This is a genomic window from Halomonas sp. A11-A (assembly GCF_003182195.1).
GTDB classification, from domain to species: Bacteria; Pseudomonadota; Gammaproteobacteria; order Pseudomonadales; family Halomonadaceae; genus Halomonas; species Halomonas alkalicola.
On the sequence record NZ_QGTM01000004.1, the window covers coordinates 130,713 to 148,329 of the forward strand.

Genomic DNA, 17,617 nt, shown 5'->3' on the forward strand with positions numbered 1-17,617 from the left:
AGGGGGCTCGGCCCCTTCCTGGACCCCGAGAGAGTTGCCCATGGAAGACCGTAGCCCCGAATCCGTCCCCCTTGTCGCCGGGCCCGCCGACGTCTCGAGCGAGGAGGCCCTGCCCGAGCCACCGGCCCCGCGCCTCAACCAGACCCGCACCGGCATCAAGCCCAAGGCGCTGCCGGAGGCGGAGGCGGACCTGGCCGACCCCAGCCTCTACTTCAACCGCGAGCTCTCGCATCTGCAGTTCAACATGCGGGTCCTGGAGCAGGCCCTGGACGAGTCGCATCCGCTGCTCAATCGGCTGATGTTCCTGCTGATCTTCTCCTCCAACCTGGACGAGTTCTTCGAGATCCGGGTGGCCGGCCTGAAGCACCGGGTGGCCCTGGGCGACGACAGCACCGGCATCGACGGCCGCTCGCCGCAGTCGGTGCTCGGCGAGATCTCGCAGATCGCCCACGAGCAGATCGAGCGCCAGTACCGCATCCTCAACGAGACCCTTCTGCCGGCGCTGGAGGAGCGGGGCCTGCGCTTCCGGCGGCGCAGCGACTGGACCGAGGCCCAGCGCGCCTGGGTGCGCGACTACTTCGATGAGGAGATCATGCCGGTCATCAGCCCGATCGGGCTGGACCCCTCCCACCCCTTCCCGCGGCTGGTCAACAAGAGCCTCAACTTCATCGTCCAGCTCGAGGGCAAGGACGCCTTCGGCCGCGAGGGGGGGCTCGCCATCCTGCCGGCCCCGCGCTCGCTGCCACGGGTGATCGCCCTGCCTGCCGAGCTGTGCGAGGAGGGCTTCAACGAGGCCGTCTTCCTCTCCTCCATGATCCACGCCCACGCCGAGGAGCTCTTCCCGGGCATGAGGGTGCGCGGCTGCTACCAGTTCCGGCTGACCCGCAACGCCGACATGACGGTGGACCCGGAGGAGGTCTCGGACCTCGCCTCGGCGCTGCGCGGCGAGCTGCTGGCACGGCGCTACGGCAGCGGCGTGCGCCTGGAGGTGGTAGACACATGCCCGGACGAGCTGGCGGACTTCCTGCTCAGGGAGTTCGCGCTCTCCGAGCAGGACCTCTACCGGGTCAACGGGCCGGTCAACCTGACCCGCATGATGGCGCTGCTGGGGGACCTGGATCGCCCGGAGCTCTTCTACCGTCCCTTCTCCCCGGGGCTGCCCAAGAACTTCAAGAAGGAGGGCAGCCTGTTCGATGCCATCGCCGCCGGCGACATCCTGCTCCACCACCCCTTCCAGGCCTTCTCGCCGGTGGAGGAGCTGCTCGCCGAGGCGGCCCGGGACCCCTCGGTGCTGGCGATCAAGCAGACCCTCTACCGCACCGGCGCCGACTCCCCCATCGTCACCTCGCTGGTGGAGGCGGCGCGTGGCGGCAAGGAGGTGACCGTGGTCATCGAGCTGCGCGCCCGCTTCGACGAGGCGGACAACCTGGCGCTCGCCTCGCGCCTCCAGGAGGCCGGCGCCATCGTCATCTACGGGGTGATGGCCTACAAGACCCACGCCAAGATGATGCACATCGTGCGTCGCGAGAAGGGACGGCTGCGCTACTACGTGCACCTCGGCACCGGCAACTACCACTCGAAGACGGCCAGGCTCTATACCGACTACAGCCTGCTCACCGCCGACGAGGCGCTGTGCGAGGACGTCCACCAGGTGTTCCAGCAGCTCTCGGGGATGGGGCGTGCCCGGCATATCGAGACCCTGCTGCACGCGCCCTTCACGCTCCACGAGGGCATGGTGGCGATGATCGACCGCGAGGCGGAGCACGCCCGCAAGGGGCACCGCGCCCACCTGATCATCAAGTGCAACTCGCTGACCGAGCCCAAGCTGATCCAGGCGCTCTACCGCGCCTCCCGCGCCGGGGTGGAGTGCGACCTGATCATCCGCGGCATGTGCTGCCTGCGGCCCGGAATTCCCGGCGTCTCGGAGAATATCCGGGTGCGCTCGATCATCGGCCGCTTCCTGGAGCACACCCGGGTGTTCTACTTCCAGAATCACGGCAAGGCCGAGGTGTGGGCGTCCAGCGCCGATTTCATGAGCCGCAACATGTTCCACCGGGTGGAGACCTGCTTCCCGCTGCGCGACAGGAAGCTGGCCGCCCGGGTCCGCAAGGACCTCGAGACCTACCTGGTGGACAACTGCCAGAGCTGGCGGCTGCAGCCCGACGGCAGCTACGTCAAGCAGACCCCCGGCGACGCCGCGCCGATCAGCGCCCAGGAGACGCTGCTCTACGCCTACGCCGCCAAGGCCTGAGGGGGCGTCAACCGCGCTTGAAGGCGGCCAGATCCTGGGGGTCGAAGCCGTCGACCCGCTCGGGCAGGCCGCGCTCCTGGCGGGCCAGGCGCACCTTCAGGCGCTCGGCGAGCAGCTCGGAGTCATCATCCAGGGTGCGGCCGTTGAGCTCGGCGAGCTGGGCCATGCCCTGGTGATAGAAGGTGAGGATGGCAAGCGCCGTGCCGTTGCCCTCCTCCACGCCGCGGCGCAGCGCGGGCAGGTAGGCGCTAACCCGGGAGAGGTGGTGCTTGAGCTGCCAGACATAGCGCATCTCGGTCATCCAGGGGCGCTCGCGCAGCACCGCGAAGGTCAGGCTGGTGGCTACCAGGCCCAGCAGCACCCCCAGCGCGTTGAGCCAGAAGCCGCCATCGAAGGCCGCCTGCAGCAGCTGGGCAAAGACCAGCCCGAAGACGATCAGCTGGCCGGCCATGGCCAGGCTGATCATCTTCGCCTTGCGCCGGTAGGTCTCGGGAGCATGGGTTTCGAACCGGAATGACATGGGGCCTCCAGGGTGGCGAGTCGGAAATCGGGGTGATTATCCCGACTCCCTCCCCTGGGGTACAGGGCTAACCCGGTGGCCAGTACCACGGAGCTGCTCCGGCGGCAGGCCTGTTCGGGGGCGCTGTGAACCCCTCCCTGGGCGCTACCGACGCCATCCCTGGCGTAGGACCCCCTCCAGACCTGCCCCCGGCGCTCCTCACGCCGGCAGTGACTGTGCTGTGCTACCGCAGCCGGTCGGCGGCGCTGAGCAGCAGGTGCTCGGTGGTCTCCCAGCCGATGCAGGCATCGGTGACCGAGACGCCGTGGCGCAGCCGGCCGGGTGACAGCGCCTGCTTGCCCTCGTGCAGGTGGCTCTCGATCATCAGCCCGGCCAGGGCGCTCTCCCCCGCCAGGCGCTGGGCCAGCACATCGAGCAGCACCTCGCTCTGGCGGCGGTGGTCCTTGCGGGCATTGGCGTGGCTGCAGTCCACCATCAGCCGCGGCGTCAGGCCGGCCTCCTCCAGCGCGCGGCGTGCCGCCTGCACGTGGGCGGCCTGGTAGTTGGGCTCGCCGTGGCCGCCGCGCAGCACCAGGTGGGTGTGGGCGTTGCCGGCGGTCTCGCGCACCACCGGGCGGCCGTCCGGGTCGAGCCCGAAGTGCTGGTGCGGGTGGGCGGCGGCGCGCATCGCATCCAGGGCCACGCCGATGTCGCCGCCGGTGGCGTTCTTGAAGCCGACCACGGCGTCGAGGCCGCTGGCCAGCTCGCGGTGCAGCTGGGACTCGGTGGTACGCGCGCCGATCGCCACCCAGGCCAGCAGGTCCTCCAGGTAGGGGGCCAGCATCGGCTGCAGCAGCTCGGTGGCCACCGGCAGGCCCAGCTCGGCCACCTCCCGCATCAGCCGCCGGGATACCTCGAGGCCGCGTGCCATGTCGCCTGAACCATCCAGGTCGGGGTCATAGGCGAGCCCCTTCCAGCCCACGGTGGTGCGTGGCTTCTCCACATAGACCCGCATCACCAGCAGCAGGCGATCCGCCACCCGCGGGGCCAGCTCGGCCAGGCGCCGGGCGTACTCGAGCGCCGCCTCCGGGTCGTGGACGGAACAGGGGCCAACCACCACCAGCAGGCGGTCGTCGCGGCCGGCGAGGATATCCCGGATCGCACGGCGCTGAGCCTCGACCCGCCGGGCAAGCTCGGGGGTCAGGGGCAGTTCGCGGCGCAGCTCGCCAGGGGTGGGCAGTGGGCGGGCCGGCTGAGCGGCGGAACGGGCGTTGGCATCGGGTTGCGCCGCCATCGGGGCAGGGCGGGCGGTGTCATCGAGGGCAGCGGCGGCAAGGGAAGCGTTCATGGGGCATCAACTCCGGGTAGCGGTCATACATCGTGTCGGTCGGGTGCCACCGATGGTGCTACGGTCGGAGGTGGCGAAGTGGCACGACCGCAGCTCGCTAAATCGCCAATAGCCGTAATAGCCGTAATAGCCGGTAACGCCGGTCAGCGGGCGAATGGCGAAAGCGATGGGTACGATCATGGTGCCTCTCCTCTCTGTCATCTTGATGTCCGGGTGAATCGACTGCCCCAGAACGCAAAACCCCCGGGGCGGGTGGCCTTCCGGGGGTTCTGTCGGGAGGCGACCCTGGTGGGTGTGCTTCCCGGCGATGTCGTCTGCTGCTCAGGACTCTCTAGTCAGACATGGCCGCCGGCACACCGGTCATAAAATAGCCATACCAGTAACCCCGGCCGTGCGTCGCCGAATCGAGCCCACGCGCAGCGGCGCCGGCAGAAGCGGCGAGGCGGCGGTGCATGTCGATGGCGGGTGCGGTCATGGTCATCTCCTGAGTACTCCTTCATCGTGCCCCATCGTCGCCGGGCTGGCAAGGGCGCGAAGGGGCGCGGTTCAGCCGGCGACGACCTGATACCAGCCGATGGTGGCCGGCAGCGCGCTCATGCTCACCAGCACGATCAGGCCCATGATGATGGACAGCACGCCGCTGCTGTCACGGAAGTTCTCGTCATGTCCCGCCATGTGTCTCTCCTTCGGTTTGCTGTCAGGGTAGGTCCGTATGGTAGGTCCGTATTCTAGCGAAGAACCCGGCGGCGAGCACGCCACCTTGGTCGCAGCTCGGCGCTAGCGCAGGTGGCGGCCGCCATCCACGGGCAGGGTCGCCCCGGTCACGTAGTGGTTGTCGAGCAGGTAGCGCAGGGTCTGATAGATCACCCCGGGGCCGGGCACCATCTCCATGGCCGACTTGGCCCGCGCCTTCTCGATATAGGCCTCGTCGTCGCCCTCGTTGAGCATGATCAGCGCCGGGGCAATGGCGTTGACCTGGATCGTCGGCGCCAGCATGGCGGCGAAGGAGAGGGTCAGGTTGTCGAGCCCCGCCTTGGTGGCGGCGTAGGCGGCGTGCTTCTTCGAGCCCTTCTGCACCACGTAGTCGGTCATGTGCACGATGTCGCGCTGGGGTTCGCTGCACGCCTCGAGCAGCTCCCGCGCATGCAGGTTGATCAGGTAGGGCGCCAGCATATGGATGCGGAAGAGCCGCTCGAAGGTGGCGCCGGCCTCGGGGCCGGTGGAGTCCGGGGCCCAGTCGCTGGCGTTGTGGACGATCGCCCGCAGCGAGGGGGTCGTCTCCTTCAGCCGCGCGATAAAATCGAGAATGCCCGCCTCGCTGGCGAAGTCGGCCGGCAGGGTGACGATGCCGCGGCTGCGCAGCGCCTCGAGCTCGGGCCGCTCGCGGCGATAGCTGATGATCACCGGGTGGCCGTCGTCCACCAGGCGCTCGGCGCAGTGGCGGCCCAGGCGCTGGGCGCCGCCGGTGATCAGGATCGGCGAGGCGCTCATCCGCGCGCCTCCTTGATCAGGCTGCCGGTGACCGGGATCAGCGGGTCGCGGGGCGCATAGGCGAAGACGTCGGAGAAGGTCCGCGAGGGCGAGAGCCCCAGCGAGGCCAGCACGTCGACGCAGGCGTAGACCATGCCCGGCGAGCCGGAGAGGTAGACATCCTGGCCCGAGACGTCGTCGAGCGCCGCGGCCAGGGCCTGGTCGATGCGTCCGCGATGGCCGACCACCCGCTCGCCGCTCCAGGGCTCCTCCGGCGAAAGCTCGGTTACCGGGTGGAAGCAAAAGCCGGGGTGGGCCTCGGCCCACTCCCGGGGGAGCCGCTCCAGATAGAGCTGGCGGCGCTCCCGGGCGGCCCACCACAGATCGATCTGCCGCTCGGGGTTCGCCGCCAGCGCCGCCTCGGCGATCGCCTTCATCTGCGAGAAGCCGGTGCCCGCGGCGATCAGCAGCAGCGGGCGCTCGCTGTCGGGGTCGAGCACGCAGTCGCCGCCGGGCAGCCTCAGGGTCAGCCGGCGGGCCACCTGGACCAGGTCACGCATGCGCGCGGAATTCTCGCGCTCCGGCCAGTGCTGGATGTGCAGCTCGATCACGCCGTCGCCGCCGTGGGCGTTGGCGATGGAGAAGGGTACCCAGGTCTCGTCGTCCAGCTTGAGCTCCAGGTACTGGCCCGGCGCATGGGCCACCGCCTCTGGGCGGCCCTCCAGCTGCACCCGGAAGACGTCCGGGGTGAGGTCCTCGACCTCGTCGACCAGGCAGGTCAGGGTCCTTGGCGTCATGTATGCCTCGTGACTTGTCAGGGGGTCGTGGTGTCGGGGAGGTCGATGCCCAGCTCATGCCAGCGCTCGCTGACGCGGGCCTTGACGGCCTCGTCCATGACGATGGGCACCCCCCACTCGCGGTCGGTCTCGCCGGGCCACTTGCTGGTGGCATCCAGGCCCATCTTGGAACCGAGGCCGGAGACCGGCGAGGCGAAGTCCAGGTAGTCGATGGGGGTGTTCTCCACCATCACGGTGTCCCGGGCCGGGTCCATGCGGGTGGTGATGGCCCAGATCACGTCCTCCCAGTCCCGGGCGCTGACGTCGTCGTCGAGCACCACCACGAACTTGGTGTACATGAACTGGCGCAGGAAGCTCCACACGCCCATCATCACCCGCTTGGCGTGGCCCGGGTACTGCTTCTTCATGGTCACCACCGCCATGCGGTAGGAGCAGCCCTCCGGCGGCAGGTAGAAGTCGACGATCTCCGGGAACTGGCGGCGCAGGATCGGCACGAACACCTCGTTGAGTGCGAGCCCGAGGATCGCCGGCTCGTCGGGCGGGCGGCCGGTGTAGGTGGAGTGGTAGATGGCATCGCGGCGCATGGTCATGCGCGTCACCGTGAACACCGGGAAGGTATCCACCTCGTTGTAGTAGCCGGTATGGTCGCCGTAGGGGCCCTCGGGGGCCATGTCATCCGGGTAGATGAGCCCCTCCAGGATGATCTCCGCCGAGGCCGGCACGTCCAGGTCGGCGTGGCCGCATTTGACCAGCTCGGTGCGCGAGCCGCGCAGCAGCCCGGCAAAGGCGTACTCGGAGAGCGAATCCGGCACCGGGGTCACCGCGCCGAGGATGGTCGCCGGGTCGGCGCCCAGCGCCACCACCACCGGGAAGGGCTCGCCGGGATGAGCCTTCTGGAACTCCTGGAAGTCGAGCGCCCCGCCGCGGTGGGAGAGCCAGCGCATGATCAGCCGGTTCTTCGACAGCTTCTGCTGGCGATAGATGCCGAGGTTCTGGCGCTTCTTGTGAGGCCCGCGGGTGATCACCAGCGGCCAGGTGACCAGGGGGGCGGCGTCGCCGGGCCAGCAGTGCTGGATCGGTAGGCGGTCGAGGTCGACCTCGTCGCCCTCGTACACCTTCTCCTGCACCGGCGCCGAGCGGACCTTCTTCGGCCCCATGCTCATCACCTGCTTGAAGATCGGCAGCTTGTCCCAGGCGTCGCGAAAGCCCTTGGGGGGCTCCGGCTCCTTGAGGAAAGCGAGCAGCTCGCCCACCTCGCGCAGGGCGGCCACGGAGTCCTGCCCCATGCCCATGGCCACCCGCTTCGGCGTGCCGAAGAGGTTGCCGAGCAGCGGCATGTCGTGGCCCTTGACGTTCTCGAAGAGCAGCGCCGGACCGCCGGCGCGCAGGGTGCGATCGCAGATCTCGGTGATCTCGAGGTAGGGGTCCACCTCGGCGGTGATGCGCTGGAGCTCGCCCTGGGCCTCCAGGGCGCTGATGAATTCCCGCAGGTCCTTGTACTTCATTCGGATTTCCCGGTTCCGGAATGACGAAAGGGGCAGCATAGCATGCCCCTTGAATACGTCTGCCGAGTTGCCATGGCAAGCGGCGCCGGGGACAGGCCGAAGAGGGGGTCCTATGCCAGGGATGGCATCGGTAGCGCCCAGGGAGGGGTTCACAGCGCCCCCTCACAGGCCTGTCGCCGGGTCAGCCGCGCGGTAGCATTCCCGGCAGTGATGGTCAGCGGCGTTTCATCGCCTCGAAGAACTCGATGTTTGTCTTGGTATCCTTGAGGCGGTCGATCAGGAACTCGGTGGCCGCGGTGTCATCCATGGGGTTGAGCAGCTTGCGCAGGATCCACATGCGCTGCATCTCGTCCTCGGAGGCGAGCAGATCCTCGCGGCGGGTGCCGCTGCGGCGGATGTTGATGGCCGGGTAGACGCGACGTTCGGCCAGCTTGCGGTCCAGGTGCGCCTCCATGTTGCCGGTGCCCTTGAACTCCTCGAAGATCACCTCGTCCATCTTGGAGCCGGTGTCCACCAGCGCCGTGGCGATGATGGTCAGGCTGCCGCCCTCCTCGATGTTGCGCGCCGCACCGAAGAAGCGCTTGGGCTTCTCCAGGGCGTGGGCGTCCACGCCACCGGTCAGCACCTTGCCGGAGCTCGGCACCACGGTGTTGTAGGCGCGTGCCAGGCGGGTGATGGAGTCGAGCAGGATCACCACGTCCTTCTTGTGTTCCACCAGGCGCTTGGCCTTCTCGATCACCATCTCGGCCACCTGCACGTGGCGCGCCGGCGGCTCGTCGAAGGTCGAGGCCACCACCTCGCCGCGCACCGTGCGTGACATCTCGGTCACCTCCTCGGGGCGCTCGTCGATCAGCAGCACGATCAGGTGGCACTCGGGGTTGTTGCGGGTGATCGAGGTGGCGATGTTCTGCAGCATCAGGGTCTTGCCCGCCTTGGGCGGGGAGACCAGCAGGCCGCGCTGGCCCTTGCCGATGGGCGCCACCAGGTCGATGATCCGTGCCGTCAGGTCCTCGGTGGAGCCATTGCCGATCTCCATGCGCAGCCGCTCCTGGGGGAACAGCGGCGTGAGGTTCTCGAAGAGGATCTTGTGCTTGGCGTTCTCAGGCTTGTCGAAGTTGATCTCGCTGACCTTGAGCAGGGCAAAGTAGCGTTCGCCCTCCTTGGGGGGGCGGATCCTGCCGGAGATGGAGTCGCCCTTGCGCAGGTTGAAGCGACGGATCTGGGAGGGTGACACATAGATGTCGTCGGGCCCGGCCAGATAGGAACTGTCGGCGCTGCGCAGGAAGCCGAATCCATCCTGCAGGATCTCCAGCACACCATCGCCATAGATCGGCTCACCGCTCTTGGCATGCTTCTTGAGGATGGCGAAGATGATGTCCTGCTTGCGGGAGCGCGCCAGGTTGTCGATGCCCATCTCGCGGGCGATCTCCAGGAGATCCGGCACTGACTTTTGCTTGAGGTCGGTAAGATTCATCGGTGTGTTCAGAGATAGCTCGTGGAAGCCGGGCGTCGATGCGCCGCGTTTGGCGGGAGGCGAGACGATAACGCCGCGTGGGGTGCGTTCAGAGCCCGGAGAGGCTGCCACTCGTCATATTGGATCCCGATGGCCATGGGGAAGGCAACCGCAGGGGGCGCCGGCCGAGGGGGTCGAGGGAGCAGATTCGGTTTCGCCTGACCAGCGGCTACGGCGGGGCCGGCTATCGCTGGACATTGTGGGCTGACTGACGACTTGAAGTTGACCGAGACGGGATCGCCGCAGGACGGTCGGAAAGCATTCGGAACAGGCGAACGTCACGATACTAGACAAGGGCCCTATGGAACGCAAGCCCCGTGGCGATTGACAGGGCGGGGGGCGCGCCGCACCCTTTCCCCCTCAGCCAACCTCAGGGACTCACCATGACCTCGCCAGCGGAGCCGGCCCAGCCCCCCACCCGACGCCTCGCCGCCATCGATCTCGGCTCCAACAGCTTTCACCTGCTGGTCGCCAACTATCAGGACGAGCAGCTGCAGGTCGTGGCGCGGCAGGGAGAGAAGGTGCAGCTGGCCGCGGGCCTTGACGACGAGGGCCTGCTCGACGAGGCCACCATGCAGCGCGCCCTGGACTGCCTGGCCCGCTTCGCCCCCTTCGTGGACGACATCGCCCCGGGCCAGCTGCGGGTGGTGGGCACCAATGCGCTGAGGGATGCGGCCAACAGCCAGGCGCTGATCGAGCGCGCCGAGGCGCTGCTGGGCTGTCCCATCGAGATCATCGCCGGCCGCGAAGAGGCACGCCTGATCTACCTGGGCGCCGCCCATGCCCTGGCCGAGGAGGGGCGCCGGCTGATCGTCGACATCGGCGGCGGTTCCACCGAGCTCATCATCGGCGAGCGCTTCGAGCCGCTGGCCCTGGAGAGCCTGCGCATGGGCTGCGTGACCTTCAGCCGGCGCTTCTTCGACACCGGCGAGATCTCCGACAAGCGCATGCGCCGCGCGGAGCTTGCCGCCCTCTCGGAGCTCGCCAATATCCGCCGGCACTACCGCGAACTGGGCTGGGAAGATCCGGTGGGGTCCAGCGGCACCATCAAGGCGGCCGCCGCGGTGCTGCATGCCGCCGGAGAGGCGCCGGAGGGGGTGATCACCCGGGCGGGGCTGGCCGCCCTGCGCGAGCGGCTGATCAAGTGCCGGCGCCTGGACCGGGTCGCCATGGAGGGGCTCAAGCCCGACCGCGCCCGCGTCTTTCCCGCCGGCGTCGCGTTGCTCAGCGCCGTCTTCGAGGCCTTCGGCCTCGAGCAGATGCGCTATGCCGACGGCGCCCTGCGCGAAGGGGTGCTCTACGACATGGCCGGGCGCAACAGCCCGGAGGACTCGCGGCTCAAGAGCCTGGAGCTGCTCGGGCGCCGCTACGGGGTGGATGAGCGCCAGGCCGCCAACGTGGCCGCCAGCGCCGCGGCGCTGTTCGAGCAGGTGCGCCACACCTGGGGCCTGAACGACGACCAGGCGCGCTTCCTGAGCTGGGCCGCCCGCCTCCACGAGATCGGCCTGGCGATCTCCCACAGCCAGTTCCATCGCCACGGAGCCTACCTGCTGGAGCACTCCGACCTGGCCGGTTTCTCGCGCCCGGAGCAGCGCCTGCTGGCCTTTCTGGTGCGCGCCCACCGCCGCAAGTTTCCGCTCAAGGAGTGGCAGGCCCTGCCCGCCTCTGCCCAGCCTTCCCACGCGCGCCTGGCCCGCCTGCTGCGCCTGGCGGTGCTGCTCAATCACAGCCGCCCGGAACAGCCGCCCGGCACCCCGCGCCTCTCGGCCGACGGCGAGGCACTGCGCCTGTGGCTGGAGCCCGGCGAGGACCCCATGCTGCTGGTCACCGACCTCGAGCAGGAGTGCATCTATCAGCAAGGAGCGGGCTTCAGCCTGGCGCTGCTGCCGGCCAGCTGAGCGCTGACCAGGCCACCACGGGAGGGGCCATCACGGCGACGCCCTCCACCCCGCCGCCACCGCCAGCCAGCTCTCGCCCACCGGGTCGAGCAGCGCCACCACCGTCTCGGCCCCGCCCCTGTCGAGATGCCACACCACCAGCAGCCGCTGGCGCTCCCAGGGCGGCACCGCCCGCTCCTGCAGCAGCCGCTTGAGGTCCCGGGAGCCGCGACCGGCCAGGCGCAGCCGCTCGCCGCCGCGCCGCGGGCTCAGGCGCAGCCCGCCACCCACCCTGGCCGCCTCCGGCCACAGCCGCACGTCACACTCCCCCAGCGGCGTCGACAGCGGCACATCGCCGCCCCACGCCCCCTGCCAGCTTGCCGGCAGGGCGGGCGGCGGCACCATCAGGTGGAGCACGCCTCGCCACAGACGCGCCTCGCCGCCCGGCCAGACCACCCGCGCCTCGGCGTCGCTGCGCGCGTCCAGCTGATCGAGCAGCGTCGCCAGCCGCGCCGCCGGCGGGGCCGGCAGGGCCAGTCGCGCGCAGGCATGACGCACCAGCAGCCGCTGGCGGGCGGGGGTGAGCGCCACCAGCCGCGACACCGGCAGCCGGGCAGGCTCACCGCCGAGGCGCTCGAGGTCGAGCTCGGCCAGCTCGCCGAGCAGCCCCTCGGCCTCACCGGCCAGGGCCGCGCTGCGCGCCAGCGCCGCGGCAGCGTGGGGCCAGCGCGCCGTCAGCGCGGGCAGCACCGTGCGGCGCAGGAGGTTGCGATCGAGCCCCTCGTCGGCGTTGGAGGGGTCCTCCACCCAGGCCAGCCCCAGGCGAGCCGCCTCGGCCTCGATAGATGCCCGGGAGGCCGCCAGCAGCGGCCGCGCAAGCGCCCTGCCCCGCCAGGCCCGCAGCGGCGGCATGCCGGCCAGCCCACGCACGCCGCTGCCGCGCAACGCGGCGAGCAGGAAGGTCTCGGCCTGGTCGTCGCGGTGCTGGGCCAGCCACAGGGTCTCGCCGACGGCGACGCGACGGGCGAAGGCGGCGTAACGCGCCTCCCGGGCCGCCCCCTCCAGCCCCTGCCCCGCGGCGAGTTCGACCGCGACCCGCTCGACGAAGAGCGGCACGCCCAGGTGCGAGCAGAGCCGCCGACAGTGGCGCTCGAAATCGTCGGCCGCGGCCTGCAGGCCATGGTGCACGTGGAGGGCACGCAGCGGGCGGGGATGGCGCAGGCACGCCTCGGCGGCGAGCGTCAGCAGCAGCGCGGAGTCGAGCCCGCCGGAGAGGGCCACCCAGACGCAACGCCCCGACGGGGTCTGGGCCAGGGCATTATCGATCAGAGGCTGAAGGGACATGGATAACCCTCTAACCCAGAGGGCCCGCTTCGAGCGATGGCCAGACAAGGCAAAAGTCGGCGAGAAAGCGGAGTTTACTTTAGTAAATGAGCATTTCGAGCCGATTTTTAACGCCGTATGGCCGGGCGCAGAAAGGGCCGTTAAGCCGGGGCGCCGTAGCTCATCAGGCGCTCATAGCGGCGCGCCAGCAGCGCATCGGTATCCATCGCCTCGAGGCGCTCGAGGCTGGCCAGCAGCGCCTCCCTGACCCGCTCGGCGGTGGTGACCGGCTGGCGGTGGGCGCCGCCCAGCGGCTCCTCGATCAGGGTATCCACGAAGCCGAGCTCGCGAAGGCGCTCGGCGGTGACGCCCATGGCCTGGGCGGCGTCGGAGGCCTTGTCGGCACTGCGCCACAGGATGGAGGCGCAGCCCTCGGGGGAGATCACCGAGTAGGTGGAGTACTGCAGCATGGCCAGCTCGTCACAGACGCCGATGGCCAGTGCCCCGCCGGAGCCGCCCTCGCCCACCACGGTGGCGATGATGGGCGTACGCAGGCGCGACATCACCGCCAGGTTGTAGGCGATGGCCTCGGACTGGCCGCGCTCCTCGGCATCGATGCCGGGATAGGCGCCGGGGGTGTCGATGAAGGTGAGCACCGGCATCCTGAAGCGCTCGGCCATCTCCATCAGCCGGCAGGCCTTGCGATACCCCTCGGGGCGTGGCATGCCGAAGTTGCGGCGCACCTTCTCCTTCACGTCGCGGCCCTTCTGGTGGCCGATCACCATCACCGGGCGGCCGTCGAGGCGCGCCACGCCGCCGACGATGGCGGCATCATCGGCGAAGTGGCGGTCGCCGTGGAGCTCGTCGAAGTCGGTGAAGACGTGCTCCAGGTAGTCCAGGGTGTAGGGACGCAGGGGATGGCGGGAGAGCTGCGAGACCTGCCAGGGGGTGAGGTCCTTGAAGATGGACTCAGTGAGCTTGCGGCTCTTCTCCTGGAGGCGCTCGATCTCGTCGCTGAGGTTGAGCTGGCTGTCGTTGCCGACCAGGCGCAGCTCCTCGATCTTGGCCTGGAGCTCGGCGATGGGCTGTTCGAAGTCGAGATAGTTGGGATTCATTGGCGAGTGGCCTTGTGGTGTTTCACCGCCGGCCCCCGTGGCGGGCAGCGGCGCGAAAAATGGGAAGTGGCTGGCATTATCGCACCCTCAACGAGCGGCGCAAGGCGGCACAGGCTGGAGCGCCTTCGCTGAGGGGCGCCGGGGACAGGCCCCGGAACGCCGGACCGTCGAGGAGGCGCTGTGAACCCATCCCTGGGCGCTACCGACGCCATCCCTGGCGTAGGACCTCCTCTTCGGCCTTCCCCCGGCGCCCCTCGCTGGCATGCGACAGACCGAAGCCGGCCGCCGGTTACCGATATTTCAGCCGCACCCCGTCCTGGCCCTGCACCTCGCGCAGGCGGATCAGCAGATCGTCGGTGGGCGAGACTTTCCAGGCGGCGTCGAGCTCCAGCCAGCCGGTGGCCTCGGCGTTGCGGTAGCGCAGGCGCACCGGCAGGCCATCGTCGTCGCGGTGGGGGTCGAGGCTCGCCCGCAGGGAGTCCACCAGCCGGCCGTTGATGGCCGCGCCGTCCAGGGAGAGCTCCACCGCCTGGCCGTAGCGGGTGCGCGCCGCCACCATGGGGGTGATCTCCTTGCCGCGCAGGCGCAGCCCGCCGGAGTAGTCGTCGGAGGAGACCTCCCCCTCGACGATCAGCACCTGGTCGGGTTCGAGCTGGCCGCGCAGCTGGTCATAGAGCTCGCCGAACAGCGACGCCTCGATGCGCCCGGTGCGGTCGTCCAGGGTCAGGAAGGCCATGGTGTCGCCGCGCTTGGACTTCATGGTGCGCACCCCCACCACCAGGCCGGCGACCCGCTGAGGCTCACGCGACGGCTTGAGGTCGCTGATGCGCGTCGAGACGAAGCGCTCGAGCTCCTTCTCGTACTCGTCGATGGGGTGACCGGTGAGGTAGAGCCCCAGGGTCTCCTTCTCGCCGGCCAACCGCTCCTTGTCGGTCCACTCGCGCACCCGACGATACTCGGCGTAGACGTCGCCGCCCTGGGCCTCCTCGTCGGCGAAGGCCTCGCCGAACATGTCGACCATGCCCAGGTTCTGGTTGGTCTGGGTCTGGGCGGCGGCCTTGAGGGCGTCATCCAGCGCCGCGGCCAGCACGGCGCGGTTGGGGCCGAGGCTGTCCAGGGCGCCGGAGCGGATCAGCGCCTCCAGGGTGCGCTTGTTCATGCGCTTGGGGTCGACGCGGCGGCAGAAGTCGAAGAGATCCTTGAAGGGCCCCTCGGCCTCGCGGGCCTCGACGATGGCGCCGATGGGCCCCTCGCCCACGCCGCGGATGGCGCCGAGGCCGTAGACCACCCGGGCCTCGTCATCCACGGTGAACTTGTAGCCGCCGACGTTGACGTCAGGCGGAGTCACGGTGAGCCCGAGGTTGCGGCACTCCTCGATCAGCGGCACCACCTTGTCGAGGTTGTCCATCTCGGTGGAGATCACCGCTGCCATGAACGGGCCAGGGTAATGAGCTTTTAACCAGGCCGTTTGATACGAGACCAGCGCATAGGCCGCCGAGTGAGACTTGTTGAAGCCGTAGCCGGCGAACTTCTCCACCAGGTCGAAGATGTTACCGGCGAGCTCCTTGTCGATGCCGTTGGCCGCACACCCCTCCATGAAGCCGGCGCGCTGCTTGGCCATCTCCTCGGGCTTCTTCTTGCCCATGGCGCGGCGCAGCATGTCGGCCTGGCCCAGGGTGTAGCCCGCCAGCACCTGGGCGATCTGCATCACCTGCTCCTGATAGAGGATGATGCCGTAGGTGGGCTCCAGCACCGGCTTGAGCCACTCGTGCTGGTAGTCCGGGTGCGGGTAGGAGATCTCGGACCGGCCGTGCTTGCGGTTGATGAAGTCGTCCACCATGCCCGACTGCAGCGGGCCGGGGCGGAACAGGGCCACCAGGGCGATCATGTCGTCCAGGGAGTCGGGCAGCAGGCGCTTGATCAGCTCCTTCATGCCGCGGGATTCGAGCTGGAACACCGCCGTGGTCTCGGCGCGCTTGAGCATCTCGAAGGTGGGGCCGTCATCCAGCGGGATGCTGTCGATATTCAGCGGCCCCTGCCCCTCCACCGCGCGCACCTTGTCGACCATCTCCAGCGCCCAGTCGATGATGGTCAGGGTGCGCAGGCCCAGGAAGTCGAACTTGACGAGCCCGGCCTCCTCGATGTCGTTCTTGTCGAACTGCACGACCAGTCCCGCGCCCTCCTCGTCGCACAGCAGCGGCGAGAAGTCGGTGAGCTTGGTGGGGGCGATCACCACGCCGCCGGCGTGCTTGCCGGTGCCCCGGGTGATGCCCTCGAGCTTGAGCGCCATCTCCCAGATCTCGGCGGCCTCGTCGTCGGCCTCGACGAACTCCTTCAGCGCCGGCTCCGCCTCGATCGCCTTGGCGAGCGTCATGCCCACCTCGAAGGGGATCAGCTTGGAGAGCTTGTCGCCCAGCGAGTAGGGGCGCCCCTGGGCCCGGGCCACGTCGCGCACCACCGCCTTGGCGGCCATGGTGCCGAAGGTGACGATCTGCGACACGGCGTTGCGGCCGTAGCGGTCGGCCACGTACTCGATGACCCGGTCGCGCTTCTCCATGCAGAAGTCGACGTCGAAGTCGGGCATCGAGACCCGCTCGGGGTTCAAGAAGCGCTCGAAGAGCAGGTCGTAGCCGATGGGATCGAGGTCGGTGATCTTCTGGGCGTAGGCCACCAGGGAGCCGGCGCCGGAGCCCCGCCCCGGGCCCACCGGGACGTCGTTGTCCTTGGCCCACTGGATGAAGTCCATCACGATCAGGAAGTAGCCGGGGAACCCCATCTGGATGATGACATCGAGCTCGAAGTCGAGCCGCTCCCGGTAGCGCCGGTCGATTTCGGCGTACTCGGCGCCGTCGCGGGGGTAGCGCTCGGCGGGGAACAGGAAGTCGAGGCGCTCGGTGAGGCCGTCGTGGGAGACCTTGCGAAAGAACTCGTCCTGGGTCATCCCCTCGGGGATCTCGAACTCGGGCAGGAAGATCTCGCCCAGGCGCACGTCCACGCTGCAGCGCGCGGCGATCATCACGCTGTTGGTAAGCGCCTCCGGGATGTCCGAGAAGAGCTCGGCCATCTCCTCGGGGCTCTTGAGGTACTGCTCCTCGGTGTACTTGCGCTCGCGGCGCGGGTCGTCCAGCGTCCGGCCCTCGCCGATGGCGACCCGGGTCTCGTGGGCCCAGAAGTCCTCCTTCTCGAGGAAGCGCACGTCGTTGGTGGCCACCACCGGGGTGCCGCTCTCCACGGCCAGCGCCACCGAGAGGTGCAGGCACTCCTCCTCCAGGGGGCGGCCGGTGCGGGTCAGCTCCAGGTAGAAACGCCCGGGGAAGGCGGCGTTCCACTCCTCGAGCAGCGCGCGGGCCTCGTCGCCGTGGTCGCTGAGCAAGTAGCGCCCCACCTCGCCGTCGCGTCCGCCGGAGAGGGCGATCAGCCCCTCGCTCTGGGCCAGCACCCACTCCCGCTTCAGCTCGGCGCGTCCCAGCCGCTGCCCCTCCATCCAGCCCCGGGAGATCAGCTCAGTAAGGTTGCGATAGCCCGTGTCGTTCATGGCCAGCAAAGTGAGCCGGTAGGGGTGCTCCTCATCGTGGGGATTGGCGAGCCACAGGTCGGCACCGATGATCGGCTTGAGCCCCGCGCCCTGGGCGCCCTTGTAGAACTTCACTAGGCCGAAGAGGTTGGCCTCGTCGGTGACGGCCAGCGCCGGCATGCCCTGCTCCACCGCGGCCTTGACCAGCGGCTTGAGGCGCACCAGGCCGTCGACCAGGGAGTATTCGGTGTGGACGCGGAGATGAACGAAGGGCGTGGTCATAGGGGGCTCGGGGCTTGGCGGTGAATAGTCATTGCAGGAAGCGCGAGGCTATCCCTGCAGTATCGCTCGGAGCTGACCCGGCGACAGGTCTATGCGGGGGCGCTGTGAATACTTCCCTGTACG

14 protein-coding genes are annotated in these 17,617 nt (G+C 69.2%); 2 read left to right on the plus strand and 12 right to left on the minus strand.

The window, feature by feature from the left end; translation table 11 throughout:
- The first annotated feature begins 40 nt into the window (after nt 1-40).
- Complete coding sequence (gene ppk1, locus DER72_RS05095) at nt 41-2,251, plus strand: polyphosphate kinase 1 (RefSeq protein WP_110068914.1); 2,211 nt, start codon at nt 41-43, stop codon at nt 2,249-2,251.
- A gap of 7 nt (nt 2,252-2,258) precedes the next feature.
- Here ppk1 and DER72_RS05100 read toward each other — a convergent pair whose 3' ends face one another.
- From DER72_RS05100 to rho, 9 genes are all read right to left on the minus strand, one after another.
- The gene (locus DER72_RS05100; protein ID WP_110068915.1) at nt 2,259-2,771 is read right to left on the minus strand and encodes a DUF3087 family protein; all 513 of its coding nucleotides are present in this window, start codon (nt 2,769-2,771) and stop codon (nt 2,259-2,261) included.
- Between the two features lie 223 nt (nt 2,772-2,994).
- Complete coding sequence (locus DER72_RS05105; RefSeq protein WP_110068983.1) at nt 2,995-4,044, minus strand: 3-deoxy-7-phosphoheptulonate synthase; 1,050 nt, start codon at nt 4,042-4,044, stop codon at nt 2,995-2,997.
- A 60-nt stretch (nt 4,045-4,104) separates the two neighbouring features.
- Nucleotides 4,105-4,278, minus strand: a complete 174-nt coding sequence (locus tag DER72_RS16125; protein WP_181395604.1) for a hypothetical protein — start codon at nt 4,276-4,278, stop codon at nt 4,105-4,107.
- Between the two features lie 151 nt (nt 4,279-4,429).
- Complete coding sequence (locus DER72_RS16130; RefSeq protein ID WP_181395605.1) at nt 4,430-4,573, minus strand: hypothetical protein; 144 nt, start codon at nt 4,571-4,573, stop codon at nt 4,430-4,432.
- A gap of 71 nt (nt 4,574-4,644) precedes the next feature.
- The gene (locus DER72_RS16375) at nt 4,645-4,773 is read right to left on the minus strand and encodes a hypothetical protein (protein WP_258306203.1); all 129 of its coding nucleotides are present in this window, start codon (nt 4,771-4,773) and stop codon (nt 4,645-4,647) included.
- 102 nt (nt 4,774-4,875) lie between these two features.
- On the minus strand, nt 4,876-5,589 hold the full coding sequence (gene folM, locus DER72_RS05110; RefSeq protein ID WP_110068916.1) for a dihydromonapterin reductase: 714 nt from the start codon (nt 5,587-5,589) through the stop codon (nt 4,876-4,878).
- Nucleotides 5,586-6,365: an NAD(P)H-flavin reductase gene (locus DER72_RS05115; protein ID WP_110068917.1), complete on the minus strand. Its 780-nt coding sequence runs from the start codon at nt 6,363-6,365 to the stop codon at nt 5,586-5,588. Before DER72_RS05115 ends, folM begins: the two co-directional genes overlap by 4 nt.
- 17 nt (nt 6,366-6,382) lie before the next feature.
- Nucleotides 6,383-7,870 carry a 4-hydroxy-3-polyprenylbenzoate decarboxylase gene (gene ubiD, locus DER72_RS05120; protein WP_110068918.1) on the minus strand — a complete coding sequence of 496 codons (1,488 nt, stop codon included), beginning with the start codon at nt 7,868-7,870 and terminating at the stop codon, nt 6,383-6,385.
- Between the two features lie 214 nt (nt 7,871-8,084).
- Nucleotides 8,085-9,344, minus strand: coding sequence for a transcription termination factor Rho (gene rho, locus DER72_RS05125; protein ID WP_110068919.1), 1,260 nt, complete (start codon nt 9,342-9,344; stop codon nt 8,085-8,087).
- A gap of 422 nt (nt 9,345-9,766) precedes the next feature.
- Here rho and ppx point away from each other — a divergent pair, with 422 nt between their 5' ends.
- On the plus strand, nt 9,767-11,281 hold the full coding sequence (gene ppx, locus DER72_RS05130; RefSeq protein ID WP_110068920.1) for an exopolyphosphatase: 1,515 nt from the start codon (nt 9,767-9,769) through the stop codon (nt 11,279-11,281).
- Between the two features lie 30 nt (nt 11,282-11,311).
- On the opposite strand, the gene tilS is transcribed toward ppx, so the two are convergent.
- From tilS to dnaE, 3 genes are all read right to left on the minus strand, one after another.
- On the minus strand, nt 11,312-12,604 hold the full coding sequence (gene tilS / locus DER72_RS05135; protein WP_110068921.1) for a tRNA lysidine(34) synthetase TilS: 1,293 nt from the start codon (nt 12,602-12,604) through the stop codon (nt 11,312-11,314).
- A gap of 140 nt (nt 12,605-12,744) precedes the next feature.
- A complete protein-coding gene (gene accA, locus DER72_RS05145) occupies nt 12,745-13,698 on the minus strand; it encodes an acetyl-CoA carboxylase carboxyl transferase subunit alpha (protein ID WP_110068923.1) in 954 nt (317 codons plus the stop codon).
- A 289-nt stretch (nt 13,699-13,987) separates the two neighbouring features.
- Nucleotides 13,988-17,494 carry a DNA polymerase III subunit alpha gene (gene dnaE, locus DER72_RS05150; RefSeq protein WP_110068924.1) on the minus strand — a complete coding sequence of 1,169 codons (3,507 nt, stop codon included), beginning with the start codon at nt 17,492-17,494 and terminating at the stop codon, nt 13,988-13,990.
- Between the last annotated feature and the right edge of the window lie 123 nt (nt 17,495-17,617).